This window comes from Diaminobutyricibacter sp. McL0608 (assembly GCF_039613825.1).
GTDB lineage: Bacteria > Actinomycetota > Actinomycetes > Actinomycetales > Microbacteriaceae > Diaminobutyricibacter.
The window spans coordinates 1,847,285-1,873,600 of the sequence record NZ_CP154826.1 but is presented as its reverse complement, the minus strand read 5'-3'; the positions used below and the strand labels follow the sequence as shown (position 1 = coordinate 1,873,600).

Below are 26,316 nucleotides of genomic sequence, written 5' to 3'. Positions count from 1 at the left end.
TAAGACGTGGGCACACAAGGGAATGGGGTCAGTCGTCGCTCTTCGCGCCGGGCTTCTTGGCCACGTCGTCGATCCGCTCGCCGAACTCAGGCTCGGAGAGTGGGATGGCGTGGTCTTCGTTCAGCTCGGGCTCAGTTGAGGACTCGACCTCAGGCTCGATCTCCTTGGGCTCGACGACCCGGGCGATGACCTGGCGGTGGACCTTGAGAACGGTGCCCGGCGTCGTCTCGACAAGGGCTTCGTTCGTGTCTTCGTCGATCGAGAGCAGTTTGCCGTAGACACCGAAGTTGAGCATGACGTCAGCACCGGGAACGATCTTGTCGCGAAGCGCAGCCGCGTCGCGCTGACGCTTGCGGCTGTTGCGGAACATGAAGAACACCAGGCCGGCCAGGACGACCAGCATGACAATAGTTAACGGATCCATGAAAAGTTTGGGGCCTTCCAGAGGGCGCCGCACGAGGAGACACCCTGCTTATTTGTGAGTGGCCGATGGGCCAGTCTGAATTATAGGTCATCCATGAGGGATGGTTGCTGTGAGTGCGCTGCGCCGAAGTGTCGCCAGGCCGCCGGTGTGGCCACCCGTCCCCGCGGAGTGCGGGACAGAAGTCCGATGCGAACGAGGAACGGCTCGACGACGGACTCGATGGTTTCCGCCTCTTCGCCGACCGAGACTGCAAGCGTGTTGAGGCCTACGGGACCGCCGTCGAAACGCTCGAGGATCGCCTGGAGAACAGCACGGTCGAGCCTGTCGAGACCCAGCGGGTCGACGTCGTACAGCTCCAGTGCGGACCTGACCGCGTGAACGTCCGCCTCTCCCCCGTGCACCAGTGCGAAATCTCGAACGCGGCGCAGCAGGCGATTGGCGATACGAGGAGTCCCACGGCACCGGCCGGCGATCTCGGCCAGCGCCTCGCCGTCGATCTCGAAATCGAGCATGACGGCAGCGCGGGTGAGCACCTGGGCGAGTTCGGACTCGTCGTAGAACTCGAGGTGGGCCGTGAAGCCGAACCGGTCTCGGAGGGGGTTGGGCAGCAGACCCGATCGGGTCGTTGCGCCGACGAGGGTGAACGGAGCGAGGTCGAGCGGGATCGAAGTGGCGCCGGCCCCTTTGCCGACCATGATGTCGATACGGAAGTCTTCCATCGCGAGGTAGAGCATCTCTTCGGCGGATCGCGCCATACGGTGGATCTCGTCGATGAAGAGCACTTCGCCGGGCGTGAGCGAGGAGAGCAGAGCGGCCAGGTCGCCGGCGTGCTGGATCGCCGGGCCACTCGACATCCGCAGCGGGCGCCCGCTCTCGTGGGCCACGATCATCGCGAGCGTGGTCTTGCCGAGTCCCGGGGGGCCGGCGAGCAGGATGTGATCCGCGGTTCGGTCCTGCATCTTCGCTGCGGTGAGGAGCAGCTGCAACTGCCCCCGGACTTTGGCCTGACCGACGAACTCGGCGAGCGAGCGCGGTCGGAGGGCGCCCTCGAAGGCGAGCTCAGACTCGGACTCGAGTTCGGGCGCGGTGAGATCGTTCTGGTCTGCCACGGTCACCTCCGCGCCGCAGACTGACCGGGACCGAGCCTGGACAGGGTGAGCCGCAGCAACGACTGGACATTGTCGCGCGCCGACTCGTCCGTCTCGGCGACCGCGTCCGCGATCGCATCGGATGCGGTCTTCTCCGGCCAGCCGAGACCCACGAGCGCGATGAGGACGCTCTCGCTGAGAGACGAAGGGGGTGCGGCGGCGGCCGCGCGTGGAGCGCGACGCGTGACGGCGAGCTTGCCGGACAGGGAGACCACGATCAGCTTCGCCGTCTTCGGTCCGATGCCGGAAACCTTGCGGAAGGGCGCGTCGTCCTCGGCAGTCACCGCTTCAGCGATCTGCTCGGGCGAGAGTACAGAGAGGACTCCGATGGCTGACTTCGGTCCGACGCCCGAGACGCCGGTGAGCAGGTCGAAGACCTGGAGCTGCTCCCCATCGGAGAACCCGAAAAGCGACAGAGCGTCTTCGCGCACGATGAGCGACGTGAGTACCAGGGCCTCGTCTCCGACTCGCAACGAGAGCGCGTGATCGGGAGTGACCTGGACCGAGAATCCGACGCCACCGACCTCGATCACGATCGAGCCGCCGCTGATGGCGAGGACCGTGCCACGAAGGGATGAAATCACTTGGCCAGCCTACGGGGCACCGCCGACGCGCGGCTGGAACGCTCCGCGGCGTGCCACGCCGCCTGCGCAGGAGTCAGCGTCGCGGAGCCGGATGCTCCGGGCTGCGCGCCGCCGCCCCGCCACGCATGGCAGATCGCGATCGCCAGCGCATCAGCCGCATCCGCCGGCTTCGGCACCTCGGTGAGCCCGAGAATCCGTGCGACCATCGCCTGCACCTGCTTCTTGTCGGCCGAACCGTATCCGGTGATGGCCGCCTTGACCTCGCTGGGGGTGTGCAATGCGACGGGAAGGCCCCGCTTGGCGGCGGCGTGCAGCGCCACGCCGCTGACCTGAGCCGTGCCCATCACAGTCCTGAGGTTGTGCTGTGCGAAGACACGCTCGATGGCGACCGCCTGCGGCTGGTGCCGGTCGAGCAGTTCTGCGATACCGTCGCCGACCGCGAGCAGCCGCTCCTCGAGCGGCATGGTCGGCGGCGTCCGGATGACGAGCACCTCTACCAGCCGCGCAGTGCGGTTCGGCTCGACGTCGACGATGCCGACACCGCAGCGGGTCAGCCCCGGGTCGATGCCGAGCACACGGAGCGGCATCGGCCGGGTTCTACTCTGCCTCGAGCTCGGCCTGGACCTCGGCCGAGAGATCGAGGTTGGTGTACACGTTCTGCACGTCGTCGGAGTCTTCGAGCGCGTCGATGAGACGGAAGACCTTGCGTGCCGTCTCGGCGTCGCCTTCGACCTGGATCGACGCGACGAACTCGACGTCGGCACTGTCGTAGTCGATTCCCGAATCCTGCAGTGCGGTTCGCGTCGCGACCAGGGCGGACGGGTCGGTCACCACCTCGAAGGATTCTTCGCGAGAGGTGACTTCTTCTGCTCCGGCATCGAGGACGGCGAGCAGGACGTCGTCTTCGGAGACGCCGTCAGCCTGGGGCACAACGATGACACCCTTGCGGTGGAAGTTGTAGGCGACGCTGCCCGGGTCGGCCATGGTGCCGCCATTACGCGTCATCGCCGTGCGGACGTCCGCGGCGGCGCGGTTCCGGTTGTCGGTGAGGCACTCGATCAGCAGGGCGACGCCGTTGGGGCCGTAGCCCTCGTACAGGATCGTCGTGTAGTCGATGCTCTCGCCCGTGAGGCCGGCACCGCGCTTAATCGCGCGATCGATGTTGTCGTTCGGGACCGACGTCTTCTTGGCCTTCTGCACCGCGTCGACGAGCGTCGGGTTACCGGAGAGATCGGCGCCGCCGATCTTCGCAGCGACCTCGATGTTCTTGATCAGCTTTGCGAAAGACTTCGCGCGCCGCTGGTCGATCACGGCCTTCTTGTGCTTGGTGGTCGCCCATTTGGAATGCCCGGACACGTTGCTCCCTAACTACTTCTGAAGATCCTGTCCATTGTAGAGCGCGCTCGAAGCCTCAGGCTGCTCGTTCAGTGACGCGCCGCAGGAAGTACTTGTGGAACCGGGTGTCCCCTGTCATCTCGGGGTGGAACGATGTTCCGATCAGATTGCCCTGCTCCACGGCGACGACCCGCCCGTCGGCCAGAGTCGCCAACGGTGTCGCGGCCGGCCCGACGCTCTCGACGATGGGTGCCCGGATGAACACGGCGTGCATCGGCTCGTCGCCCACCGCGGGAATGTCCAGATCGGTTTCGAACGAGTCGAGCTGGGAGCCGAACGCGTTACGACGCACGACCACGTCGAGGCCCCCGAGGCTCTCCTGGCCCCGGATGGCGTCGAGGATGGTGTCCGCCAGCATGATCAGGCCGGCGCACGTTCCGTAGACCGGAAGTCCCCCGGCGATCGCATCTTTCAGCGGCTGGGCGAGACCGAAGGTCCGGGCCAGCTTGTCCATGACGCTGGACTCGCCGCCCGGGATGACCAGACCCGCGACGTCCGCCAGTTCGGATGCGCGACGGACGGGGACGGCATCCGCCCCCAGTCCGTGCAGCACCGAGATGTGCTCCCGGAAATCGCCCTGGAGTGCAAGCACTCCGACACGCGGCGCCTGTGGCGCGTCTGGGCTACCAGCCACGCTCTGCGAGGCGGTGCGGGGCGGCCAGGTCGGAGACGTTGATGCCGACCATCGCTTCGCCCAGTCCGCGGGAGACCTCAGCGATGACCGACGGGTCGTCGTAGAACGTCGTCGCCTTGACGACGGCCGCCGCACGCTGAGCCGGGTTGCCCGACTTGAAGATACCCGAGCCGACGAACACGCCGTCAGCGCCGAGCTGCATCATCATCGCCGCGTCGGCGGGCGTCGCGACGCCACCTGCGGTGAACAGCACGACGGGGAGCTTGCCTGTCTCCGCGACCTCGACCACGAGGTCGTACGGCGCCTGGAGCTCCTTGGCAGCGACGTACAGCTCGTCTTTGCTCATCGAGCTGAGGGCCGCGATCTCGCCCTTGATCTTGCGGATGTGCTTGGTCGCCTCAGACACGTCACCGGTACCGGCTTCGCCCTTCGAGCGGATCATGGCAGCGCCTTCGTTGATGCGGCGGAGCGCCTCGCCCAGGTTCGTCGCACCGCAGACGAATGGGACGGTGAAGCCCCACTTGTCGATGTGGTTGACGTAGTCGGCAGGACTCAGCACCTCGGACTCGTCGATGTAGTCGACGTCGAGCGCCTGCAGCACCTGCGCCTCGACGAAGTGGCCGATGCGAGCCTTCGCCATCACCGGGATGGACACCTCGGCGATGATCGCCTCGATCAGATCGGGATCGCTCATACGCGCGACGCCGCCCTGCGACCGGATGTCAGCCGGAACGCGCTCGAGCGCCATGACCGCGACTGCACCGGCATCTTCTGCGATGCGCGCCTGCTCGGGCGTCACGACGTCCATGATGACGCCGCCCTTCAGCATCTCGGCGAGCCCTCGCTTGACGCGGCTCGAACCGAACTGTTCGGCGGTGGTTGTCTCGCTCACTGTGTCCTCTCCTGGTGCCGCTGCCTCGCGCGGCACGCTGATCTGTTCCGGCGCCGCTGCGGCGGGAACTACGCTGTGACGATTCTACTCGTCGGGGTGCGACGGCCATGCCGCCGCGATCGCTGCCCGCACGTCTCCGAGCAGCTGTGGAAGTGCCTTCGTCCTCGCGATGATCGGGAAGAAGTTGGCATCCTGCGCCCATCGGGGAACGATGTGCTGGTGCAGGTGCCCGGCGATTCCGGCGCCCGCGACTGCGCCCTGGTTGATCCCGATGTTGAAGCCGTCGTTGTGCGAGACCTGCGTGATGACGCGCATCGCGGTCTGCGTCAGGCTCCCGATCTCGGCGACCTCCTCGGGCGTCGCCTCGTCATACATCGCAACGTGCCGATACGGGCAGACCAGCAGGTGCCCGCTGTTGTACGGGAACAGGTTGAGGATCACGTAGGCAAACGTTCCGCGCGCGACGATGAGAGCATCCTCGTCGCTCATCTTCGGAGCGTGGCAGAACGGGCATTCATCCTGACCGGGCTGCTGGTTGTTCTGGATGTACACCATGCGATGCGGAGTCCAGAGCCGCTGGAACTCGTCGGGCACGCCGACCAGGTAGCTCGGGTCGTCGATGCTCAGTCGAGCCATGCCGTGGTGACCTGTTCGCGCGACGCGATCGAAGCGACGATCCGCTCGATGGCGTCGTCGACCGTCACGCCGTTGCGCTGGCTGCCGTCTCGGAAGCGGAAGCTGACGGTGCCTGCCGCGGCATCCTCTTCGCCCACGATGAGCTGGTACGGCACTTTCGCCTTCGTGTGGGTGCGGATCTTCTTCTGCATCCGGTCGTCGGAGTGATCGACCTCCGCGCGCACACCGCGAGCCTTGAGGCGGCCGATCACGTCGTCGAGGAACGGCCCGTACGTGTCGGCGACAGGGATGCCCACGACCTGCACCGGCGACAGCCAGACCGGGAAGGCACCGGCGTAGTGCTCGAGCAGGATGGCGAAGAAGCGCTCGATCGAGCCGAGCAGCGCACGGTGGATCATCGCCGGCTGCTTACGGGTTCCGTCGGCCGCGTTGTACTCGAGCTCGAACAGCTCGGGCTGGTTGAAGTCGAGCTGCACGGTGGACAGCTGCCAGGTGCGACCGATCGCGTCGCGCGCCTGGACGCTGATCTTCGGCCCGTAGAAAGCGGCTCCGCCGGGATCGTCGACGAGCTCCAGCCCGGACTCGATGGCGACCTCACGGAGCGTCTCGGTCGCCTGCTCCCAGCTCTCGTCGGACCCGACGTACTTGTCGGGGTCTTTCGTCGAGAGTTCAAGGTAGAAGTCGGTGAGTCCATAACCGCGGAGCGTTTCGAGCACGAACTCGAGTTGCCGGGCGACCTCGTCCTTGATCTGCTCGTCGGCGACGTAGATGTGGGCGTCGTCCTGGGTGAGACCGCGCACGCGGGTCAGGCCGGAGAGCGTGCCGCTCTTCTCGTACCGGTACACGGTGCCGAACTCCGCGAGGCGGAGCGGAAGCTCCCGGTAGCTGCGGCCGCGCGCACGATAGATCAGGTTGTGCATCGGGCAGTTCATCGGCTTCAGGTAGTAGTCCTGGCCCTGACGGGTGATGTTGCCGTCCGCGTCCACCTCCTGGTCGAGGTGCATGGGCGGGAACATACCCTCCCGATACCAGTTGAGGTGCTGGCTGATCTCGTACAGGTGTGCCTTGGTGATGTGCGGTGTGTTGACGAGCTCGTAGTCGTTCGCGATCAGACGCTCGCGCATGTAGTTCTCGATCTCGTTGCGGATGATGCCGCCCTTGGGGTGGAACACCGCGAGACCGGACCCGATCTCCTCGGGGAAGCTGAACAGGTCGAGTTCGGCACCGAGCTTGCGGTGGTCGCGCTTGGCGGCCTCCTCCATCCGGGTCTGGTACGCCCGCAGCTCGTCCTTGGTCGGCCAGGCCGTTCCGTAGACGCGCTGCAGCTGCTGGTTCTTCTCCGACCCACGCCAGTAGGCGGCGGCCAGTCGGGTGAGCGCGTAGCCATTGCCGATCATCCGCGTGTTGGGCAGGTGCGGGCCGCGGCAGAGGTCTTTCCACACCGTCTCGCCGGTGCGTGGATCGACGTTGTCGTAGATCGTCAGTTCAGCACCGCCGACCTCGACACTCTCCTCGGCATCGAAGGCGGCCGTGTCGCCGGGAAGGGCGCCACCCTTGAGCCCGATCAGTTCGAGTTTGTACGGTTCGTTCGCGAGCTCGACGCGCGCCTCGTCGTCGGTCACGACCCGTCGCACGAAGCGCTGGCCGGCCCGGATGATTCGCGCCATCTCTTTGTCGAGTGCCTTGAGATCGTCGGGTGTGAACGGCTGCGCGACATCGAAGTCGTAGTAGAAGCCGTCGGTGATGGGCGGACCGATGCCGAGCTTCGCCTTCGGGTTGACGGACTGCACGGCCTGCGCGAGCACGTGCGCCGCGGAGTGACGCAGGATGCTCAGCCCGTCGTGCGAGTCGATCGTGACGGGTTCGACGGTGTCGGTGGACGTGACTTGCGTGGCGAGGTCCTTCAGCTGGCCGTTGACGCGCATTGCGACAACGGAACGATCGGTGAAGAGCTCGAAGCCGTCAGCCACCTTGTTCCACTCCTAGAGTCGTCGATTGGTTTCTTCAACTGTAGTAGCGGGCGCCGGGCGCTTCGTGCCAGATCAGCTCCCCCGGCCGCCTCTGCGGTGGTTTGGTGCGATTGCCCCCGCGTCGAGCGACCGCAGACGTTCCGAACGCGCGCAGTCACTCGCACAAGCAGCTCAGCCTGCGAGCGAGGCGACGAGCCGCTGTACCTCAGCGGTGAACGTCGCCGGGTCCTTCGTCGACTCAGTGGTGAACATCGCGAGACTGTGCTGCGCGCTCACGACAGCGCTGCAGTGGTCGCTGCAGGCGACGACGGCGCTGTCGGCGCCTGGTATGACGGCAGGCGCGAAGGTGCCGACCTCGGTAGCGCCGGCGAGGAGAGGAGCGCTGACGCCGGCATAGGCCCACGACCCTCCCGGTATGACCTCGACGGTCGTCGACGACGTGTAGCCCGACCCGATCAGCCACCGGCAGTAGGTGTCCCCCGACCGCGCGTTCACTGACGAATATTGGAACGAGTCGGTGGGTTGCGTGTCGAGTCGGAGCGTCGAGGGGTCGACGCCGATAGCGCCCGCTACGAGGCCAGCCCCCGAGCTGACGCAGGCCTGCCCTGCGGTGAGGCTTCCCTCGGGCGCGGACCACGACGCCTGCGGCACCCCGAGTGAGCTGAGTCTGTCGGCGATGATGGTCTTCAATCCGTCGACCTTGGCCTGGACGTCTGTCGTGTTGTCCGTCTGCCCTGAGTCGGAATAACGCATCTCAACCCAGGTATCGCCCACGAGGAAGTCCTCCCAGCACCCCCACGCCTTGCATGGGCTGGCGGTCGAGGCGGGGCGGGAAGCGTATGCCGCCGCGGCCTTCGGCAGGATGGTCAGGGTGACCCCGGCATCGTAGGAGCTGTCGGTCATATTGGCACCGCCCCAGACACAGCTGAGCCCACCGGCGTCAGATAGCGAGACAGCTGTGAACCGGGACGGTGCTGCGGTCTCGTCCGCCCTGATCGACACGGTCGCGGTGACGTTCGCTTGTACCTGGGCCTCGGTCAGGATGTCCGCGCATCCGATCGAGTACGGCCAGCCCGGTTCGGCGGGCGCGGCGGGTGTCGGGGTCGGCGCGGCGACTGCGGGCGCAGCAGTGTGCGAATGGGTAGGATCGCCGGTCGGCGCCGAACAGCCTGTTAATACGACGATGGAGGATGCGACCGCCAGGAGACCGACCATTCTGCCCATGAGATGCACGCTAGCGGGTCGTGAATCCGGCAGATATAGAGCGTTGATCACGACTTCGCATCACTTATTGCAGACGTGCACGATTCTGGACAGGATGCCCTGTCCCCTGCGCATGCGGTGGTTTGGCGCGATTGACCCCCGTGTCGAGCGACCGCAAACGTTCCGAACGCGCGCAGTCACGCCCGGAGACGGCCCTGCCGGTTGCTCAGGTCGTGAAGGAGGGACAGACGACAGAAGCCCCGGCATCTCTGCCGGGGCTTCGCTGGTGGGCGATACTGGGATCGAACCAGTGACCTCTTCCGTGTCAGGGAAGCGCGCTACCGCTGCGCCAATCGCCCAAGCCTGTTGCGTTTCTGCTTCAGGTTGGAGGTGGATACGGGATTCGAACCCGTGTATACGGCTTTGCAGGCCGCTGCCTCGCCTCTCGGCCAATCCACCGCTTCGGCCAAACCTCAATACATCGGGCTGTCCACCATGAGCAGCCGACCTTTCGATCAGGCTGTACTCGAGCGGATGACGAGATTCGAACTCGCGACCCTCACCTTGGCAAGGTGATGCGCTACCACTGCGCCACATCCGCATTGCTCGCATTTCTGCGTGCTTTGAAACTGTAGCGATACTTCAATCGATATTCAAACTGACACGGTTGTGTTTCGTATTCCGCGCGTGTCGACTGGAGAGGCGCGGCGCGCGTTTATGCACGGCGCACTTCGGTCGGCTAGTATCGAGACTCGCAGCCGGCACACGGCATGCAGCGGGCGATTGGCGCAGTTGGTAGCGCGCTTCCTTCACACGGAAGAGGTCATCGGTTCGAGTCCGGTATCGCCCACCACATAAAATCCTTGCTGACCAGTCGGTCTACCACTGGACTATTGCTGAGAACAGCAACAGAATTCACACATGAGGAGCGCTCATGTTATCCGCACGCCGGATCAGCGGCTGCGGATCTTCGTCAGTTCCACCCTGCAGGAACTCGCACCCGAGCGAAGGGCGGCCCGAGCGGCGATCGAACGCCTGCACCTCGCGCCGGTCATGTTCGAGCTCGGGGCAAGTCCCCATCCCCCGCGTGAGCTCTATCGCGCTTATCTCGACCAGAGCGACGTGTTCGTCGGCCTGTACTGGGAGCGCTACGGCTGGACCGCGCCCGATGAGGACGTGTCAGGACTCGAAGACGAGTACAACCTGTGCCCCAGCGAGGTGCCTCGCCTGCTCTATGTGAAGGCGCCGGCGGATTCCCGCGAACCGCGGCTCTCGGCGCTGCTGGACCGCATCCGCCACGACGACCTGGCCGCCTACAAGTATTTCGAATCCGCGAAGGAACTCGGCCGGCTCATCGAGGCCGACCTCGCAACGATGCTCGCGGAGCGGTTCGAGCAGAGCCAGGCGAGACTTGCGGCAGTCGTCCTCGAAGACGCCGACCGCGCAGCAGAGCCGGTGCGGTTGCCGATGCCGCTCACCGAGCTGATCGGACGGGATGCGGACATCGCCGAGATCGGGCGGATGCTCGACGCCGGCGCCAGACTCGTCACGCTCACCGGCCCGGGCGGCATCGGGAAGAGCCGTCTGGCGATCGCCGCCGGGAGCACGGTCGCGCACGCTTTCGAGGACGGTGTCGCGTTCGTCGACCTCTCCGCGGTCCCCGATCCGGAGCGCGTCCTCCATGCGATCGCGCAGGCCATCGGTGTCCGTGACACCGGCGACGCGCCGATCATGGACAACCTCATCACCGCCCTGCACGACCGGCACATCCTTCTCGTGGTCGACAATTTCGAGCAGGTGCTCGACGCGGCGCCGATGCTGACGTCGTTGCTGGCGTCCGCGCCGGGGGTGGCGATGATCGTCACGAGTCGCGTTCTCCTGCGCGTGAGCGCAGAGCACAGCTACGAGGTCGGTCCGCTCGCAGAGGAATCGTCGATGAATCTGTTCGTCGAACGCGCCCGAGCGGTCAAGCCCGACTTCGAACTGACGCAGGACAACGCGATGGCCATCTCGGGTGTGTGCGCCGCAGTCGACGGGATGCCGCTGGCCATCGAGCTCGCGGCGGCGCGGGTACGCGTGCTCTCGCCGACAGAACTGCTCGAACGCCTCGACCGGCAGCTCAACGTCCTCGTCTCGGGTTCGCGCGACCTGCCCGAGCGCCAGCAGACGCTGCGTCGCACGATCGAGTGGAGTACCCAGCTCCTCGACGACGCGCAACGGCATCTTCTCGACAGGCTCGGCGTGTTCGAGGGCGGATTCTCACTCGAAGCGGCCGAAGCCGTCGGCGACGACGGGGCCACGGATGCGGTGAGCGACGTTCTCACCGACCTCACCGCCCTTGTCGACAGCAGCCTCGTCAGCCAGACGGTGAGTGCCGATCGCCCGCGATTCGGCATGCAGGCGATCGTGCGTGAGTATGCCCGCGAACGGCTGGCCGGAAGCGGCGAGCTCGCGGCCGTGCGGGACGCTCACGCGCGGTTCTTCCTCGACCTGGGAGACCGTGTGGAAGACGAGCTCAAGGGCGAGAAGCAGCACGAGTGGATGCAGCGGCTGGGCGAGGAGCGGGAGAACCTGCGGGCGGCGGAACGCTACCTCCTCGACTCCCGTGACTGGGATCGTGCCGCCACGCTGGCGTTCAGCCTCTACCTGTACTGGTGGGTGTCGGGGCTGCTCGGTGAGGTGCGGACCTGGATGGACCTCGCCCTGCGCTCCGGAGATTCCCTTGCCGACCACACCAGGGCGATCGCACTGTACTTCAGCCGCACGATCATGTTCTGGCGCGACCCGGACGGCAGCGTGGCCGCCGATCTGACCACCAGTGCAGACCTGTTCCATCAGACACATGACCCGGACGGCGAGGCCCTGACCCTGATCTCGCTGGCGCTCGCATTGATGGCGGGCGGAAAGCCGGACACCGTGCGGGCTCGCGAGGTCATGGAGACGAGCCTGGCGCTCTTCCGCGGATCAGGCAGCCAGTGGGGTGAGTCCATGGCGCTGGTCCTCCTCGGCCGCGTCGCGCTGCTCGAGCAGAAGCTCCCGGAGGCGCTCGATCGTTTCGAGAAGAGCCTCGCCATCACGCAACGGACCGGCGACGCCATCGGCGAGCGGATCGCCTCGTACCATCTCGGCTGGACAGAGTTGAAGCTGGGATCTGTGGACGACGCCCGCGCGGATTTCGCGCTCAGTGTGCGGGTCTCGGCGAGCCTCGGTCATGTCGAGGGTCTCGCTTACGGTCTCGAAGGGATGGTCGCCGTCGCCGCCCTCGCCGGTGACGTGGACCGTGCAGGCCGCCTCGCGGGCGCGGCCCGTGCTCTGCGCGAACGGAGCGGACTCCACAACGGGCCGATGTTCACCTTCCACCAGGCGTACCTGGATCAGCTCAGCGCCAGCGGATCCGGGCCGCAGCTGGATGCCGCGATCGCCGAAGGAAGAGAGCTCACGGTCGAGCAGGCCGTCGCTGAAGCGCTGGCAGAGGCCGGGCAGGTGTAGCCGCCGCTCGTTCGCCGCGGGTCAGCGGGACGCCCAGCCGTAGCGGCCGACCAGCGCGGAGCGCACCTGTGCGTACTCGCGCTCCCCCAGCGCCGACGCCTCGCGTCGCATGCCGCTCTGGTGCAGACGGAAGACGCGATCGAGGTTGACCCAGCTCGGACGCCGCTGCCCGTCCCAGGGTCCGGTCCCGATCGGAATGTACTGCGGTCGCCCGGGGTGCTCCTGGCTGGTCAGCTGCACGGCGAGCACTGTTCCGGCACTCTCCGCTGCGACGACCAGCACCGGCCGGTCCTTCCCCCGGCCATCCCGCTCCTGGTAGGGCACCCAGGTCCAGACGATCTCGCCGGGATCGGCGTCGCCGTCGATCCGCGGGGCGTAGGACATGGTCACGGCACCGACCCGACGTGGGTCGACCTCGACGGTCGCCGATGCACCGTACTGGCCGGGGGACGCCTCGAATCCCGCGGGACGGGGCGGACGGACAGATGGTCGGAACAGGGATGCGATGGCGGAGAAGAGGCGCGAGAACACCCACTGCACATTACCGGCTCGGTTGCGTGCCGGATCAGCCGGGACACGGACTATTCGGTCGCGTCGGCCGGGCTGTCCGCAGGTTCGGCGGGCGCGTCGTCGCGCCACGAGATGTGCGTCGTGGCGGTCAACCCGATCGTACGTTGGATGACGTAGGCGGCGCCCCACGAGATGAGGAAGGACCACACCGCGACGATGAGGGTCGCCAGAGCCTGAACGCCGAGCTGGTCGAAGTTACCGCTGTAGACCATCCCGGTCCCGTTGGCGAACAGCCCGATGAAAAGCAGCCCGACCAGGCTTCCGACCAGGTGGATGACCACGACAACCATCGGTGTCCCGAATTGTGCGCGCGCGGCGACGTCGACGATGACTGCGCACGCGATCCCCGAGAGCGCTCCGAGCAACAGGGCCCATCCCGTCGTGATGATGCCGGATGCGGGCGTGATCGCGATCAGACCCGCCACGGCACCGCAGACGGCGCTCGCCACCGTCGGGCGCCGCATCATGATGCGGTCGACCGTCACCCAGGCGATGGTCGACGCGGCCGAGGCCGTCAGGGTGTTCACCCAGATGAGCGCCGTGAACCCGTCGACGGATCCCTCCGAGCCGATGGCGAGGCCGAACCAGCCGAACCAGACCAGCGCGCCTCCGACGGCCATGATGGGCACATTCCGGCGCGCGCGGACCTCGTGTGACGGCTGCCGGCCGCAGACCAGCAGGATGCCGGCGGCCCCCGCCGCTGAAGCGACGCTCACGGGGATCGCGCCGCCGAAGTCGATCACCCCGAACGCGGCCGACGCCCACCCGTCCATCAGATTGAACACGGCGTAGCCGGCCGGAAGGTAGACCAGCACCACCCAGATGACGGCGAACGACGCCCAGCCGCGCAGGGTGATGCGGGGCGCGACGGCCGATGCCACGATCGCGACGGCGAGCACGCACACGGCACCGGCATAGCAGGCGCGAGCCAGAGCGAACGCGTCGCCTGGAACCGTCCCCGGGACGCCGGTGACATGAGGGATGAGCGGGGCGCCGAACAGCATCCCGTATCCGCCGATGACGAACAGCACCCCGGCGATGCCGGCACCAACCAGTGTCGCGCGCATCGCCGACACCGCGCCGGCGCTGCTGATCATTCCGCCGTAGAGGAGCGCGAATCCGGGGACGATGACGAAGACGAGGGCGCCCGAGACCAGCAGCAGGAGAGCATCCACCTGGGCAGCTGCGTCCATGGGTCCTTCCTGACGTGTGTGGCGACGGTCATAGGCTACTGGGCCGCCCATCCGGTGCGGACCGCACACGCGAAGCGGGGCGCCGCCCGAAGGCGACACCCCGCTCGCTGGTGCTGGAGGATCAGGCGTTCTCGAGCGCGTAGCCCTCTTCACCGTGAACCACGGTGTCGACGCCCGCCAGCTCGTCCTCGTTCTTGATCCGGAAGCCCATCGTCTTCTGGATGACCCAGCCGATGGCATACGCCAGGACGAAGGAGTAGATCATCACCGAGAAGGCGCCGACAGCCTGTGCGCCGAGCTGCTGGAAGCTGCCGCCGTAGAGGAGGCTCGAGTACGGCTTCGTGGGATCGCCGTCGACGTGGGTCAGACCGAAGAAGCCGATGTAGAGCGTTCCGACCAGACCACCGATCAGGTGGATGCCGACCACGTCGAGCGAGTCGTCGAAGCCGAGCTTGAACTTCAGGTCGATCGAGATCGCGCAGATCGCGCCGACCAGCAGACCGAGGATGATCGCCCAGAACGGGGTCAGGATGTTACACGCCGGGGTGATCGCGACAAGACCCGCGACGGCACCGGATGCTGCACCGATGGACGTCGGCTTGCCGTCCTTGAGCTTCTCGACGATCAGCCAGCCGAGTGTCGCAGCTGCCGGAGCGGCGAGGGTGTTGATCCAGGCGATCGCTGCGACGCCGTCGACAGCCGCCTCGGAACCGGAGTTGAATCCGAACCAGCCGAACCAGAGCAGTGCCGCGCCGAGCAGGGTGAGCGGGACGTTGTGCGGCTTAGCCATGCCCTTCTGGAATCCGACGCGTTTGCCGAGCACCAGGGCGAGTGCGAGGCCGGCCGCACCGGCGTTGATGTGGACCGCTGTACCACCCGCGAAGTCGTTCACGTGGAGGATGCTGACGATCCAGCCGTGCTGAAGGTTGAAGACCCAGAAGGCGACCGGGAAGTAGACGACCGTCGCCCAGATGGCGGCGAAGACCATCCACGCGCCGAACTTCGCGCGGTCGGCGATCGCGCCGGAGATCAGCGCCACCGTGATGATCGCGAAGGTCGCCTGGAAGCCGGCGAAGGCAAGTCCGTTCAGGTCGGGGGTCACACCGTCCTTGCCCATCAGGCTCATCAGGCCCCAGTCGGGCGTGCCGAGGACGTGAGGGATCGACGCCGGGCCGAACGAGAGCCCGTAGCCGTACAGCACCCACAGGACTCCGACGATGGCCATGGCGCCGAAGCTCATCATCATCATGCTGATGACGCTCTTGGCGCGGACCATGCCGCCGTAGAAGAAGGCGACCCCGGGGGTCATGAGCAGAACGAGCGCGGCCGCGACGAGGAGCCAAAGCGAGTTGACTGCTGTCTGGGCGTCATAGGCCGCTGCTGAATGTAGCAACATACGAATGGTCTACCTCTCTAGTGATTGCACACGATGTCCCGGTCGACGCAATCAGGTGTGGCGCGTTTTCGGGGTGTGGTCAGTTTTGCGGTGAGAGGTTTCCGTGGATGCGCCCGCGTGTTTCGCGAGTGTTACGGCTGAGGGATGCGTGTAAACATCGTGTTTCAGGCGACCCCCGATTCGTGCACAAAAAGCCGTGCGGATGCCGAGGGGTCAGAGTTCGTCGTCGTGCGGCGGCAGTTCGCCGGTGGTGAGCGCGATCATGCGGGAGACCGACCGCAGGTATTTCTTGCGGTAGCCGCCGCCGAGCATGTCGTCGTCGAACACGCTGTTGAGAGGGACGCCGGTCTGGACGACCGGGATCTCGGCGTCGTAGACGCGGTCGATGAACGCGACGAGACGCAGTGCCGCCATCTGATCGTGGAGCACTTTCACGTCGGTGAGTCCGATCACGTCGATGCCGGCGATCATCTTGATGTATCTCGACGGGTGCACGGTGGCGAGGTGCGCGATGAGTTCGTCGAACCCGTCGCTGGTGACGGCCTCGCCGCGTGACGCGAGTGCGGCGATGGTCTTCTCGTAGGATTCCGGCTCGACGGTGAGCGCTCGCCCCTCGGTGTCGCGGCGGCGGTAGTCGAGCCCGTCGATCCTCACGGTCTCGAAGTGACCGGAGAGGGCCTGGATCTCACGCAGGAAGTCGCTGGCCGCGAACCGGCCCTCGCCGAGCGCGTTCGGCGGCGTGTTGGATGTCGCCGCGATGCGGGTGCCGGATGCGACCAGCTCGGACAGCATCCGGGTCATCATCATCGTGTCGCCCGGGTCGTCGAGCTCGAACTCGTCGATGCAGATCAGGGTCGAGCCGCTCAGCAGCTTGACGGCGCCGGCGTACCCGAGTGCGCCGACGAGTGCGGTGTATTCGATGAAGGTGCCGAAGTACTTGCGGCCGGGAGCCTCGTGCCAGAGGGCTGCGAGCAGGTGGGTCTTGCCGACGCCGAAGCCTCCGTCGAGGTAGACGCCGGGCTTCGTCTCGATGCGCTTGCGGCTGCGGCTGAAGAACCCGGCGGGCCTGGCCGGCTCCCAGGCTTTCGCGAACGTCTTCAGTTTCTCGACAGCGTCCGCCTGCGACGGATAGTCGTGGTCAGGCCGATACGACTCGAACGTCGCGTGCACGAACTGGGGCGGTGGCACCAGTTCGGCCGCGATCTCGGCGCCGGTGATCGTCGGCGTGCGCTCGGTGAGGCGCACGACGGCACCGGTCTGTTCGAGAGTCATGGAACTGGGCACCTTTGTGTCGAAGTCTTACAGGACCCATCCGCGCCGCGTAGCCTAATGCGTAGGTTCGTGAGTGGAGTCCGGCCTCAAGCCTAAACCGACCCAACACGATTGTTTCCGCGCCCACGAGGCGCCAGCAGGAGGTAGCTCATGGCCATCGAGGCCGATCCGTCCCCGTCCTTCGCCGACTACGCCCATCCGGAACGACTCGTCAGCGCCGACTGGCTACAGGAGCACCTCGGTGCTCCCGGCCTCGTCGTCGTCGAGTCCGACGAAGATGTGCTCCTCTATGACACCGGTCACATCCCGGGGTCGGTGAAGATCGACTGGCACACCGACCTCAACGACCCGGTCGAACGCGACTTCGTCCAGGGCGAGGCCTTCGCACGGCTCGCAGGCTCGAAGGGCATCACCCGCGACTCCACGGTCGTCATCTACGGAGACAAGAACAACTGGTGGGCCGCGTACGCCCTCTGGATCTTCACCCTGTTCGGCCACGAAGATGTTCGTCTTCTCAACGGCGGGCGCGACAAGTGGATCTCCGAAGGCCGCGCGATCACGACCGACGTCCCGACGCCGACGCCGACCGAGTACCCGGTGATCGAGCGCGACGACTCGACTGTCCGCGCGTTCAAGGACGACGTGCTCGCGCACCTGGGCAAGCCGCTGATCGATGTCCGCTCGCCCGAGGAATACAGCGGTGAGCGCACCGAGATCCCCGGCTACCCCACCGAGGGCGCACTCCGCGCCGGCCACATCCCCTCTGCAGCATCCGTGCCGTGGGCGCGCGCCGCTGCTCCGGATGCGACCTTCAAGTCCCGTAGCGAGCTCGATGGGATCTACAAAGGGGAGGCTGGACTGGTCGAGGGCGACGACGTGATCGCCTACTGCCGGATCGGGGAACGTTCGAGTCACACCTGGTTCGTCCTCACCCACCTCCTCGGCTTCGAGAACGTGCGCAATTATGACGGTTCCTGGACCGAATGGGGCAGCGCTGTGCGCGTGCCCGTCATCCAGGGCGCGGAGCGCGGCGAGGTTCCGACGCGCTGATCGCTTCGGCCGGCGGTTCGTTCCTCAGGGAAGAACCGCCGGCTTCGCCGCGTTCAGGTTGCTGAGAGAAAATGGAACCGATGACTGACGTGACACTCGCCCCCGCGCTCGCGGAGATCCGCGACGACTTCCTGGCGCTCGAGCAGCCCGACCGGCTCCAGTTACTGCTGGAGTTCTCGAACGACCTGCCTGAGCTTCCCGAGCGGTACCAGGACCACCCCGACCTCTTCGAGCGGGTTGTGGAATGCCAGTCGCCGGTGTACATCTTCGTCGAGGTCGACGAGCACGATGTGGTGCATCTCTTCGCGACGGCACCGAGGGAGTCGCCGACGACACGCGGCTTCGCCTCGATTCTCGCGCAGGGGCTGGCAGGACTGACCTCCGACGAGGTGCTCGCCGTGCCTGACGACTTTCCCCAGATGCTCGGCCTCACCCAGGCGGTGTCGCCTCTGCGCATCCGCGGGATGTCCGCACTGCTCGGCCGCACGAAGCGCCAGGTACGCGAGAAGCTCGCCGCCGCCTGACCTGCTAACTACACCGAACGCGCGCGGCTGCGGTTCGAATCGTTGACATGCGCCGACAGCCATTCGGCGATCGACCGGCGCCAGCGCTCCTCGTCGTAATTCCAGAGCTTCGTGTGCAGCGCGTTCTCGAACGGCACGAACGTGACGATGTCGGGGCGCGCGATCGCCAGGGCACGCGAACTCGTCGATGGAACCCAGCCGTCGTCGTCGCTGTGGAGTACGAGCATCGGCAGGCTCAGATCGGCGGCCCGCGCGACGAAGTCCATGCTGGCGAAGTCGATGGCCGCCCCCTGGCCGGTGATCGGGGCGCCCCAGTCCGATCCGATGATGCGCAGGGCGCCGAGAGTGATGACGGGCGGAAGCTTCAGTAGTTTCGCCTGGTATTCGAGCGCGTCGATCCAGTCGATGACCGGTGATTCGAGCACGAGCCCGGTGATCAGGTCGACAGACGGGGAGCGGGTGATCGTCTGGAGTACGACCGCGCCGCCCATCGACCAGCCCATGAGCACGATCGATTTCGCGCCGCGATCCCTGGCGAAACGGATCGCCGCCTCGACGTCGAGCCACTCGGTTCCGCCCAGACCATAGCGCTTGTCCTCGCTCGCCGGTGCGTCGCGGTCGTTGCGGTAGGAGATCAGCAGCGACGAGTACCCGGAAGCGCGGAACACCGGCACCGCGCGCAGTCCTTCCTCCCGTGCCGCTCCCCAGCCGTGGACCTGGATCACCCAGCGGTCCTGATCGGCGCCCATGTCACCGGCGAGAACATGCCACGCCGGCGCCTGGCCGAGCGAGGTCTCGATCTCCACGCTCTCGACGTCGAACCCGAGTTCCTCGGGAGTCAGGTAGAACCATCCGCTGAGACGGGCACGGCTTGTCGGATGCAGTTCGCCGAAGACCACGTCGAGGAGAGAGCGCGTGACGGTTCCATTCGAGCGTTCGACGACGCCGCCGAGCCTGGCATAACCGCTGTCGTCGTCGAACCAGAGGCCGTAGCGTCCCGGCACCGACGCATCCGGGGTATCGGCGAGCGTGACGGTACGTCCCACCGGGTCGACGGCCACGATGCGCTGGTTCTGCGGTCGCTTGCGAACGGGCACCACCACCGCCCGCGCCACGCGGGCCATCGCATACCCGGCGAACGCGATGCCCGCGAGTCCGAGCACCGCGGCTCCGCCCACAGCTGTCCAGAGGAGCTTTCCCTGCCCGTTTCCACCGGTCATGCCAACTGCCTCCCTCCGTTGCAGCGGCGTGCCTTCGCTCGCGCAACGCTTACGAACTCTAGTCTTCGTACGTGTCGACTTCACCCTCAACGCCGGGCATTCCAGCGGAGTTCACTGCGGCGTTGGAGGCGATTCGCAGGGCCAAGGCGCGGCCGGAACTCGTCATCACCGAGATCCCGGCACCCGGGCAGCTCGCACCGCACGCCGTCGCCCTCGCGGCGGACGTGAGGCCCGCGCGTCACGGAAGCGACTCAGATCTGGGCACTGGCCGGTTCATCCTCCTGTACGACCCCGAAGAGCCCGAGGCCTGGGGCGGTCGGTTCCGGGTGGTCTGCTTCGCGCAGGCTCCTCTCGAGACGGAGATCGGTCTCGACCCGTTCCTCGCCGATGTCGCCTGGTCGTGGCTGGTCGACGCCCTCGACGCCCGCGGGGCGAAATACACCGCGGCGTCCGGCACGGCGACCAAGATCATCTCGACCGGTTTCGGCGAACTGGCCAAGCAGGGTGACGGTTCGCAGATCGAGCTGCGCGCATCCTGGACACCCCTCGAGCACGATGTGGCCGCACACGTCGAAGGCTGGGGCGAACTGCTCTGCATGCTTGCCGGGTTGCCCCCGACGGGAGAGGGCGTGAGCCTCCTCTCCACTCGACGGGCGAATCGTGGCTGACCATATCGTCATCGATTCCCGCGAGGCTTACCTCGAAGCGACGGAGGCGATCGCGCTCGGCGATGGCCCGATCGCCGTCGACGCGGAACGCGCATCCGGTTTCCGCTATTCGCAGCGCGCCTATCTGATTCAGGTGTTCCGGCGCGGAGCCGGCACCTTCCTCTTCGACCCGCCGGCAGTCGGTCGGTTCGATGAACTGAATGCCGCCATCGTCGACGATGAGTGGGTGCTTCACGCGGCCACGCAGGACCTCGCCTGCCTGCGCGAAGTCGGCCTGCATCCTGCGCATATCTTCGACACCGAGCTCGCGGCCCGGCTGCTCGGCATGCCCCGCGTCGGTCTCGGCACCGTCGTCGAGGAACTCCTCGGCATCCACCTGGCGAAAGAGCATTCGGCCGCCGACTGGTCGACGCGTCCCCTTCCCGAGCCGTGGCTCAACTATGCCGCCCTGGATGTGGAGCTCCTGCCCGACCTGCGCGACGCGATGGCCGCCCTGCTCGCGGAAGCAGAGAAGACAGAGATCGCGGCACAGGAGTTCGAGGACGAACTGAAGCGCGACCTCAAACCTGTGCGCGCGGAGCCGTGGCGCCGCCTATCGGGTGTTCACAGCATCCGCGGCCTCCGCAACCTGGCTGTTGCGCGTGAACTGTGGCTGGCGCGCGACGAGCTGGCGCGGACGACGGATGTGGCACCCGGCCGGCTGGTTCCGGATGCGTCCCTCACCGCGGCGGCGCGCGCGATGCCGGAGAGCAAGCGCGCTCTCGCAGCGATGCGGGAATTCAACGGTCGCGCCAGCCGCACCGAACTCGACCGCTGGTGGGCGGCGATCGAGGCAGGGCGCACGACGAACGATCTTCCGGTGATGCGCAGCAACGGTGAGAGCCTTCCGCCACCCCGGGCCTGGGCGGACCGCAATCCTGAAGCGGATGCACGACTGAAGGCGGCTCGTGCGGCCATCACCGACCTGTCGGGACAGCTCGCGATCCCCGTCGAGAACCTGCTCACGCCCGAGTCACTGCGTCGGGTCGCGTGGACTCCCCCTGCCGATCCGACGGCTGCGGCGATCGGCGCCGCACTCGCGGAATTGGGTGCCAGAGACTGGCAAATTGAGGCGACCGCACAGGTGATCGCCCAGTCGTTTGTGGAAGCCAGCCAAAAGACCGACGACACTGCCGAAGCCGATTCGTAGGTTCAGGCAAACGATTCTTTCCCATGCAGGGCCGACCTTAGGATCGAAGCCGACTGTGACAAGTGGGAGGCATTGTGGCCGAAAGAGCTGAAGTCGTCTTCGTCGACGGAGTCCGTACTCCGTTCGGGCGAGCCGGCGAAAAAGGGCAGTACTGGAACACCAGGGCGGACGATCTGGTGGTCAAGGCGATCATCGGGCTGATGGAGCGCAACCCTCTCGTCCCGAAGGACCGGATCGACGACGTGGCCATCGCCGCGACGACCCAGCAGGGTGACCAGGGGCTCACCCTCGGGCGTACCGCTGCGCTCCTCGCGGGCCTGCCGAAATCCGTTCCCGGGTTCGCGATCGACCGCATGTGCGCCGGCGCGATGACCAGCGTGACGACACTCGGGGCCGGCATCGGATTCGGTCAGTACGACCTCGCCATCGCAGGCGGTGTCGAGCACATGGGCCGTCACCCGATGGGTTTCGGGGCCGACCCGAACCCCCGCTTCCTCGCCGAGCGCCTGGTGAGCGAAGACGCCCTCAACATGGGCATGACCGCTGAGCGCATCCACGACCGGTTCCCGGAGCTCACGAAGGAGCGTGCCGACCGTTTCGCGATGCACAGCCAGCAGAAGGTTGCCGCCGCTTACGCCGCCGGCAAGATCCAGCCCGACCTGGTGTCCGTGGCCATCCGCAGCGAAGCCGGCTGGGGTCTCGCGACCGAAGACGAAGGGATGCGCCCCCAGACCACTCTGGAGGGTCTCGCCACCCTGAAGACGCCGTTCCGCGCTCACGGGCGTGTGACGGCGGGCAATGCGTCGCCGCTCACCGACGGCGCCACCGCGAGCCTCCTGGCTTCCGGAGACGCGGTGAAGGAGCTCGGTCTCACCCCCAAGATGCGCATGGCGAGCTTCGCCTTCGCCGGCGTCGAGCCCGAGATCATGGGTATCGGACCGGTTCCGTCGACCGAGAAGGCTCTCCGCAAGGCGGGCCTGACGATCGATGACATCGGCCTGTTCGAGCTCAACGAGGCCTTCGCCATCCAGGTGCTCTCGCTTCTCGACCACTTCGGCATCGACGACGAAGATCCCCGCGTGAACAAGTGGGGTGGCGCGATCGCGATCGGGCATCCGCTCGCCGCATCCGGCGTGCGCCTCATGATCCAGCTCGCCGCCCAGTTCGCCGAGCACCCCGAGGTTCGCTACGGCCTGACCGCGATGTGCATCGGACTCGGCCAGGGCGGCTCTGTCATCTGGGAAAACCCGAACTGGAACGGAAAGGCGTAGCCGTCAATGACCGACTACTCGAAGATCGACTTCACCCCGCTGCTCGGCATCGACCCCGATGAGGTCGTCACGCACTCCTACGTGCGTGACGTCCCCTTGCGCGGCGGCAAGACCCTCGCCCTCGTCACCCTCGACAACGGCCGCGACCACACCCGGCCGAACACGCTCGGTCCTGCGACTCTTCTCGAACTCGGGAAGACGTTCGACGCGCTCACCGACCGGGCCGCACGAGGAGAGATCCACGGCGTCGCGGTCACGGGCAAGCCGTTCATCCTCGCTGCCGGCGCCGACCTGAGCAAGGTGGGCGACCTGCCGAGCAGGGAGGTCGCGAAGCTGCTGCCCCAGCTCGGCCACCATGTACTCGGCAAGCAGGCGCTGTTCGGCGTTCCGTCGTTCGTGTTCACGAACGGTCTCGCCCTCGGCGGTGGTGTGGAGATCGGCCTCAACGCCGACTACCGCACCATCGACCGGTCGACGGCTGCGTTCGCGCTGCCCGAGGTGTTCCTCGGCCTCATCCCCGGGTGGGGCGGAGCGTACATCCTGCCCAACCTGATCGGCATCGAGAATGCGCTCAAAGTGATCATCGAGAACCCGCTCAAGCAGAACCGCGTGCTCAAGGCCGACGAGGCCTTCGAGCTCGGCATCGCCGACGCGATCTTCGACTCGGCGAACTTCCTCGAAGACTCCATCCGCTGGGCGGACGGCGTCATCGCGGGCGAGATCACCGTGAAACGTCCGAACGTGCCCGGCAAGGTCGAGCGTCTCGTCAAATGGGATGCCGCCGTCGGCATCGCGCGCAAGATGCTCGAGAGCCGCATCGGCAGCATCCCGAAGTCCCCGTATCTCGCCCTCGACCTGCTCAAGGCAGCGAAGAGCGGAACCAAGGAGGAAGGCTTCGAGCGCGAAGACGCAGCACTCGCCGAACTCATCTCGGGCGACCAGTTCCAGGCCAGCATCTATGCGTTCAACCTGGTGCAGAAGCGGGCCAAGCGTCCGGCCGGCGCCCCGGACAAGGCCCTGGCCAAGCCGGTCACCAAGGTCGGCGTGATCGGTGCCGGCTATATGGCGAGCCAGTTCGCGCTCCTGTTCGTGCGACGCCTGCGGGTGCCGGTGGTCATCACCGACCTCGACCAGGCGCGCGTCGACAAGGGTGTCGCCTACATCCACGACGAGATCGCCAAGCTCCTCGAGAAGGGTCGCATCTCGCCCGACGAGGCGAACCGCCTGCGCGCACTGGTCACGGGAACCACCGACCGGTCGCTGTTCGCCGACGCGGACTGGGTGATCGAGGCCGTGTTCGAGGAGCTCTCGGTGAAGCAGGACGTCTTCGCCGAATTCGAGGACTACATCTCGCCCGAGGCCGTGCTCGCGACGAACACCTCGTCCCTCTCAGTCGAACAGATCGGCGCGCGGCTGAAGCACCCGGAACGCCTCGTCGGATTCCACTTCTTCACGCCGGTCGCCGTGATGCCGCTCATCGAGGTCGTCAGGACCCCGAACACCGACGAGGCGACGCTGTCTACAGCGATGGTCACGGCGGCGAAGCTGCGCAAGAATGCGGTCATCACCGCCGACACCCCCGGCTTCGTGGTGAACCGGGTGCTCGCGAAGGTGCTCGGCGAGGCGATGCACGCGGTCGACGACGGCACGCCGTTCGACGTGGTCGACGAAGGGTTCGCCCCTCTCGGCCTGCCGATGGCGCCGTCGGCTCTTCTCGACCTGGTCGGGCTGAAAGTCGGCGCACATGTGCTCGACACCCACCACGCCGCGTTCCCCGACCGCTTCTATCAGAGCGAGAACCTGCACAAGCTGGCCGAGTACGGGACCCTTCTCGAGAAGGACTCCAAAGGCCGGATCAAGGGCATCGACAAGGGCGCCGCGAAGATCGTCTCCGGCGGGACCTCGCCGTGGACGAAGGAGCAGATCCTCTCGCGTCTCGAGGACGGGCTGGCCGACGAGATCCACAGGATGCTCGAAGACGACGTCGTGCACGCGGCTGAGGACATCGACCTGTGCATGATCCTCGGTGCGGGCTTCCCGTTCCAGATGGGCGGTATCACGCCCTACCTCGACCGGGTCGGTGCGAGCGAGCGCGTCTTCGGTGACACCTTCCAGCACCCGGTGATTCGGGGCGTCTCCTAGCAGCGCATCCACGGAAAGGGCGGACCCTCAGCTCGAGGGTCCGCCCTTTCCGCAATGGGGAATCACCGGTTGAGGGGCGTCATATCGGCGTAGCGGTCGCCGACGGGGGTCGCGACCGCGTCGAGTGCCGCAAGCTGCGCATCCGTCAGCTCGATCGCATCCGCTGCCACGTTCTGCTCCAGGTTCGCCACCCGCCGCGTACCCGGGATGGGTGCGATGTCGTCGCCCTGCGCGAGCAGCCAGGCGAGTGCGACCTGGCCAGGAGCCGCGCCGATCTCGTTCGCCACCGCGTCGACCTGCTCGACGATCCGGATGTTCGCCTCCAGGTTGTCGCCCTCGAAGCGTGGGTTGAAGCGGCGGAAATCGCTCTCGTCGAGCTGGTCGAGCGACCGGATGGTGCCCGTCAGGAATCCGCGTCCGAGCGGCGAGTACGGCACGAAACCGATCCCGAGCTCGCGGACCGTCGGCAGGATGTCCTGCTCGACATCGCGTGACCACAGCGAGTACTCGGTCTGGAGCGCTGTCACGGGGTGGACCGCGTTCGCACGTCGGATGGTCTCTGGAGCGGCCTCCGACAACCCGTAGTGGCGGATCTTACCTTCGCTGATCAGCTCGCTCAGTGCTCCGACGGTCTCTTCGATCGGCCTGCCCGGGTCCATCCGGTGCTGGTAGTAGAGGTCGATGTAGTCGGTGTTCAGTCGCTTCAGTGAACCTTCGACCGACAGTCGAACGTTCTCCGCGCTGCCGTCGAGCCCGCGCTCATTCGTCGACCGGTGCAGGATGGTGCCGAACTTCGTCGCGATGACGACCTGGTCGCGCTTGCCCGCGAACGCTTTCGCGAGGAGTTCTTCGTTCGCGTACGGGCCGTAGATCTCCGCCGTGTCGAAGAACGTGACGCCGAGTTCCATGGCGCGGTGGATCGTGGCGATCGAGCCGGCCTCGTCGGTTCCGGCGCCCGTGTAGAACGCCGACATGCCCATGCAGCCGAGACCGAGGCGAGAGACCTCGAGCCGGTTGGTTCCGAGTGTGATCTTCTTCATGCATTCACCTTTTCTTTGTAGAGCGAGATCTTGTAGTCGATGGCGGCGAGGCTCTTCTTCATCTCGTCGAGTTGCCTCACCACATTCATCCGGTGGATCAGTAGCAGTTCGAGCCGCTCGGCCGTCGTGTCGTCGCCGCGCCGGGCGAGCTCGACGTACTCGCGCATCCGCGCGATCGGCATGGCGGTGAGCCGCAGCTTGGTGAGGAAGGTGACCCAGGTGAGGTCGGCCTCCGTGTAGCGCCGATGCGTGGACGACGAGCGGTCGACCGGTGTCAGCATCAGTCCTTCGCGCTCGTAGTACCGCAGCGTGTGGGTCGAAAGGCCCGTGAGCCCGGCGACGTCGGAGATCGACATCGCCGCCGGTGTTGTGGTCATGTTGCCACCCTAGAACTTAGAGTGCACTC

24 protein-coding genes and 4 tRNA genes are annotated in these 26,316 nt (G+C 66.4%); 8 read left to right on the top strand and 20 right to left on the bottom strand.

Annotated features, from left to right (window positions below; genetic code table 11):
- Nucleotides 1–28 precede the first annotated feature (28 nt).
- The 13 genes from AAYO93_RS08850 to AAYO93_RS08790 form a co-directional block, all read right to left on the bottom strand.
- Nucleotides 29–403: a preprotein translocase subunit YajC gene (locus AAYO93_RS08850; RefSeq protein ID WP_345764611.1), complete on the bottom strand. Its 375-nt coding sequence runs from the start codon at nt 401–403 to the stop codon at nt 29–31.
- A gap of 101 nt (nt 404–504) precedes the next feature.
- The gene (gene ruvB / locus AAYO93_RS08845) at nt 505–1,533 is read right to left on the bottom strand and encodes a Holliday junction branch migration DNA helicase RuvB (RefSeq protein WP_345764610.1); all 1,029 of its coding nucleotides are present in this window, start codon (nt 1,531–1,533) and stop codon (nt 505–507) included.
- A gap of 2 nt (nt 1,534–1,535) precedes the next feature.
- On the bottom strand, nt 1,536–2,156 hold the full coding sequence (ruvA, locus tag AAYO93_RS08840; RefSeq protein WP_345764609.1) for a Holliday junction branch migration protein RuvA: 621 nt from the start codon (nt 2,154–2,156) through the stop codon (nt 1,536–1,538).
- A complete protein-coding gene (gene ruvC / locus AAYO93_RS08835; RefSeq protein WP_345764608.1) occupies nt 2,153–2,743 on the bottom strand; it encodes a crossover junction endodeoxyribonuclease RuvC in 591 nt (196 codons plus the stop codon). Before ruvC ends, ruvA begins: the two co-directional genes overlap by 4 nt.
- A 10-nt stretch (nt 2,744–2,753) precedes the next feature.
- A complete protein-coding gene (locus AAYO93_RS08830; protein ID WP_345764607.1) occupies nt 2,754–3,512 on the bottom strand; it encodes a YebC/PmpR family DNA-binding transcriptional regulator in 759 nt (252 codons plus the stop codon).
- Nucleotides 3,513–3,567: 55 nt separating this feature from the next.
- Nucleotides 3,568–4,143: a pyridoxal 5'-phosphate synthase glutaminase subunit PdxT gene (pdxT, locus tag AAYO93_RS08825; protein ID WP_345764606.1), complete on the bottom strand. Its 576-nt coding sequence runs from the start codon at nt 4,141–4,143 to the stop codon at nt 3,568–3,570.
- Between the two features lie 31 nt (nt 4,144–4,174).
- Complete coding sequence (gene pdxS, locus AAYO93_RS08820; protein WP_434056682.1) at nt 4,175–5,014, bottom strand: pyridoxal 5'-phosphate synthase lyase subunit PdxS; 840 nt, start codon at nt 5,012–5,014, stop codon at nt 4,175–4,177.
- Nucleotides 5,015–5,161: 147 nt separating this feature from the next.
- Entirely contained in the window at nt 5,162–5,713 is a 552-nt protein-coding gene (locus AAYO93_RS08815) for an HIT family protein (RefSeq protein ID WP_345764604.1), read from the bottom strand.
- Nucleotides 5,701–7,683 carry a threonine--tRNA ligase gene (gene thrS, locus AAYO93_RS08810; protein WP_345764603.1) on the bottom strand — a complete coding sequence of 661 codons (1,983 nt, stop codon included), beginning with the start codon at nt 7,681–7,683 and terminating at the stop codon, nt 5,701–5,703. Before thrS ends, AAYO93_RS08815 begins: the two co-directional genes overlap by 13 nt.
- A gap of 171 nt (nt 7,684–7,854) precedes the next feature.
- Complete coding sequence (locus AAYO93_RS08805) at nt 7,855–8,586, bottom strand: hypothetical protein (protein WP_345764602.1); 732 nt, start codon at nt 8,584–8,586, stop codon at nt 7,855–7,857.
- Between the two features lie 584 nt (nt 8,587–9,170).
- Nucleotides 9,171–9,245, bottom strand: a tRNA-Val gene (locus AAYO93_RS08800).
- A 26-nt stretch (nt 9,246–9,271) separates the two neighbouring features.
- Nucleotides 9,272–9,345, bottom strand: a tRNA-Cys gene (locus AAYO93_RS08795).
- Between the two features lie 70 nt (nt 9,346–9,415).
- Nucleotides 9,416–9,487 (bottom strand) — tRNA-Gly (locus AAYO93_RS08790).
- Nucleotides 9,488–9,663: 176 nt separating this feature from the next.
- On the opposite strand from AAYO93_RS08790, the gene AAYO93_RS08785 reads away from it, so the two are divergent.
- Nucleotides 9,664–9,739 (top strand) — tRNA-Val (locus AAYO93_RS08785).
- 68 nt (nt 9,740–9,807) lie between these two features.
- Complete coding sequence (locus tag AAYO93_RS08780; RefSeq protein ID WP_345764601.1) at nt 9,808–12,375, top strand: DUF4062 domain-containing protein; 2,568 nt, start codon at nt 9,808–9,810, stop codon at nt 12,373–12,375.
- Nucleotides 12,376–12,396: 21 nt separating this feature from the next.
- Here the strand turns inward: AAYO93_RS08780 and AAYO93_RS08775 are convergent, their stop codons facing one another.
- The 4 genes from AAYO93_RS08775 to zapE form a co-directional block, all read right to left on the bottom strand.
- Entirely contained in the window at nt 12,397–12,906 is a 510-nt protein-coding gene (locus AAYO93_RS08775; protein ID WP_345764600.1) for a type II toxin-antitoxin system PemK/MazF family toxin, read from the bottom strand.
- Between the two features lie 50 nt (nt 12,907–12,956).
- Complete coding sequence (locus tag AAYO93_RS08770) at nt 12,957–14,138, bottom strand: ammonium transporter (protein WP_345764599.1); 1,182 nt, start codon at nt 14,136–14,138, stop codon at nt 12,957–12,959.
- Between the two features lie 121 nt (nt 14,139–14,259).
- Nucleotides 14,260–15,534, bottom strand: coding sequence for an ammonium transporter (locus tag AAYO93_RS08765; RefSeq protein ID WP_345764598.1), 1,275 nt, complete (start codon nt 15,532–15,534; stop codon nt 14,260–14,262).
- Between the two features lie 213 nt (nt 15,535–15,747).
- Nucleotides 15,748–16,806 carry a cell division protein ZapE gene (zapE, locus tag AAYO93_RS08760; RefSeq protein WP_345764597.1) on the bottom strand — a complete coding sequence of 353 codons (1,059 nt, stop codon included), beginning with the start codon at nt 16,804–16,806 and terminating at the stop codon, nt 15,748–15,750.
- A 150-nt stretch (nt 16,807–16,956) separates the two neighbouring features.
- Between zapE and AAYO93_RS08755 the strand changes: the two genes are divergently transcribed.
- Both AAYO93_RS08755 and AAYO93_RS08750 read left to right on the top strand, forming a co-directional pair.
- The gene (locus AAYO93_RS08755) at nt 16,957–17,856 is read left to right on the top strand and encodes a sulfurtransferase (protein ID WP_345764596.1); all 900 of its coding nucleotides are present in this window, start codon (nt 16,957–16,959) and stop codon (nt 17,854–17,856) included.
- Between the two features lie 80 nt (nt 17,857–17,936).
- Nucleotides 17,937–18,380, top strand: coding sequence for a SufE family protein (locus AAYO93_RS08750; protein ID WP_345764595.1), 444 nt, complete (start codon nt 17,937–17,939; stop codon nt 18,378–18,380).
- Between the two features lie 8 nt (nt 18,381–18,388).
- On the opposite strand, the gene AAYO93_RS08745 is transcribed toward AAYO93_RS08750, so the two are convergent.
- Nucleotides 18,389–19,600 carry an alpha/beta hydrolase family protein gene (locus tag AAYO93_RS08745; protein WP_345764594.1) on the bottom strand — a complete coding sequence of 404 codons (1,212 nt, stop codon included), beginning with the start codon at nt 19,598–19,600 and terminating at the stop codon, nt 18,389–18,391.
- Between the two features lie 71 nt (nt 19,601–19,671).
- Here AAYO93_RS08745 and AAYO93_RS08740 point away from each other — a divergent pair, with 71 nt between their 5' ends.
- The 4 genes from AAYO93_RS08740 to AAYO93_RS08725 all read left to right on the top strand — a co-directional run bounded on the left by AAYO93_RS08740 (nt 19,672) and on the right by AAYO93_RS08725 (nt 24,870).
- Nucleotides 19,672–20,268, top strand: coding sequence for a DUF3000 domain-containing protein (locus AAYO93_RS08740; protein ID WP_345764593.1), 597 nt, complete (start codon nt 19,672–19,674; stop codon nt 20,266–20,268).
- Entirely contained in the window at nt 20,261–21,457 is a 1,197-nt protein-coding gene (locus AAYO93_RS08735) for an HRDC domain-containing protein (RefSeq protein WP_345764592.1), read from the top strand. The genes AAYO93_RS08740 and AAYO93_RS08735 overlap by 8 nt, the downstream gene beginning before the upstream one ends.
- Before the next feature lie 74 nt (nt 21,458–21,531).
- The gene (locus AAYO93_RS08730; protein WP_345764591.1) at nt 21,532–22,728 is read left to right on the top strand and encodes a thiolase family protein; all 1,197 of its coding nucleotides are present in this window, start codon (nt 21,532–21,534) and stop codon (nt 22,726–22,728) included.
- A gap of 6 nt (nt 22,729–22,734) precedes the next feature.
- Nucleotides 22,735–24,870, top strand: a complete 2,136-nt coding sequence (locus AAYO93_RS08725; RefSeq protein WP_345764590.1) for a 3-hydroxyacyl-CoA dehydrogenase NAD-binding domain-containing protein — start codon at nt 22,735–22,737, stop codon at nt 24,868–24,870.
- Between the two features lie 62 nt (nt 24,871–24,932).
- Here AAYO93_RS08725 and AAYO93_RS08720 read toward each other — a convergent pair whose 3' ends face one another.
- Complete coding sequence (locus AAYO93_RS08720; RefSeq protein WP_345764589.1) at nt 24,933–25,910, bottom strand: aldo/keto reductase; 978 nt, start codon at nt 25,908–25,910, stop codon at nt 24,933–24,935.
- Nucleotides 25,907–26,287 (bottom strand): MerR family transcriptional regulator, encoded by a 381-nt coding sequence (locus AAYO93_RS08715; RefSeq protein ID WP_345764588.1) that lies wholly within the window; start codon nt 26,285–26,287, stop codon nt 25,907–25,909. The genes AAYO93_RS08720 and AAYO93_RS08715 overlap by 4 nt, the downstream gene beginning before the upstream one ends.
- Nucleotides 26,288–26,316 lie beyond the last annotated feature (29 nt).

What these genes read in the sequence shown, in the direction of transcription:
- AAYO93_RS08850 (WP_345764611.1), bottom strand. Translation starts at nt 403, where the DNA reads ATGCTGGTCGTCCTGGCCGGCCTGGTGTTCTTCATGTTCCGCAACAGC.
- ruvC (WP_345764608.1), bottom strand. Translation starts at nt 2,743, where the DNA reads ATGCCGCTCCGTGTGCTCGGCATCGACCCGGGGCTGACCCGCTGCGGT.
- pdxS (WP_434056682.1), bottom strand. Translation starts at nt 5,014, where the DNA reads ATGCTGAAGGGCGGCGTCATCATGGACGTCGTGACGCCCGAGCAGGCG.
- AAYO93_RS08815 (WP_345764604.1), bottom strand. Translation starts at nt 5,713, where the DNA reads ATGGCTCGACTGAGCATCGACGACCCGAGCTACCTGGTCGGCGTGCCC.
- AAYO93_RS08805 (WP_345764602.1), bottom strand. Translation starts at nt 8,586, where the DNA reads ATGACCGACAGCTCCTACGATGCCGGGGTCACCCTGACCATCCTGCCG.
- AAYO93_RS08780 (WP_345764601.1), top strand. Translation starts at nt 9,808, where the DNA reads ATGAGGAGCGCTCATGTTATCCGCACGCCGGATCAGCGGCTGCGGATC.
- AAYO93_RS08770 (WP_345764599.1), bottom strand. Translation starts at nt 14,138, where the DNA reads ATGGACGCAGCTGCCCAGGTGGATGCTCTCCTGCTGCTGGTCTCGGGC.
- AAYO93_RS08765 (WP_345764598.1), bottom strand. Translation starts at nt 15,534, where the DNA reads ATGTTGCTACATTCAGCAGCGGCCTATGACGCCCAGACAGCAGTCAAC.
- zapE (WP_345764597.1), bottom strand. Translation starts at nt 16,806, where the DNA reads ATGACTCTCGAACAGACCGGTGCCGTCGTGCGCCTCACCGAGCGCACG.
- AAYO93_RS08755 (WP_345764596.1), top strand. Translation starts at nt 16,957, where the DNA reads ATGGCCATCGAGGCCGATCCGTCCCCGTCCTTCGCCGACTACGCCCAT.
- AAYO93_RS08750 (WP_345764595.1), top strand. Translation starts at nt 17,937, where the DNA reads ATGACTGACGTGACACTCGCCCCCGCGCTCGCGGAGATCCGCGACGAC.
- AAYO93_RS08745 (WP_345764594.1), bottom strand. Translation starts at nt 19,600, where the DNA reads ATGACCGGTGGAAACGGGCAGGGAAAGCTCCTCTGGACAGCTGTGGGC.
- AAYO93_RS08725 (WP_345764590.1), top strand. Translation starts at nt 22,735, where the DNA reads ATGACCGACTACTCGAAGATCGACTTCACCCCGCTGCTCGGCATCGAC.
- AAYO93_RS08720 (WP_345764589.1), bottom strand. Translation starts at nt 25,910, where the DNA reads ATGAAGAAGATCACACTCGGAACCAACCGGCTCGAGGTCTCTCGCCTC.
- AAYO93_RS08715 (WP_345764588.1), bottom strand. Translation starts at nt 26,287, where the DNA reads ATGACCACAACACCGGCGGCGATGTCGATCTCCGACGTCGCCGGGCTC.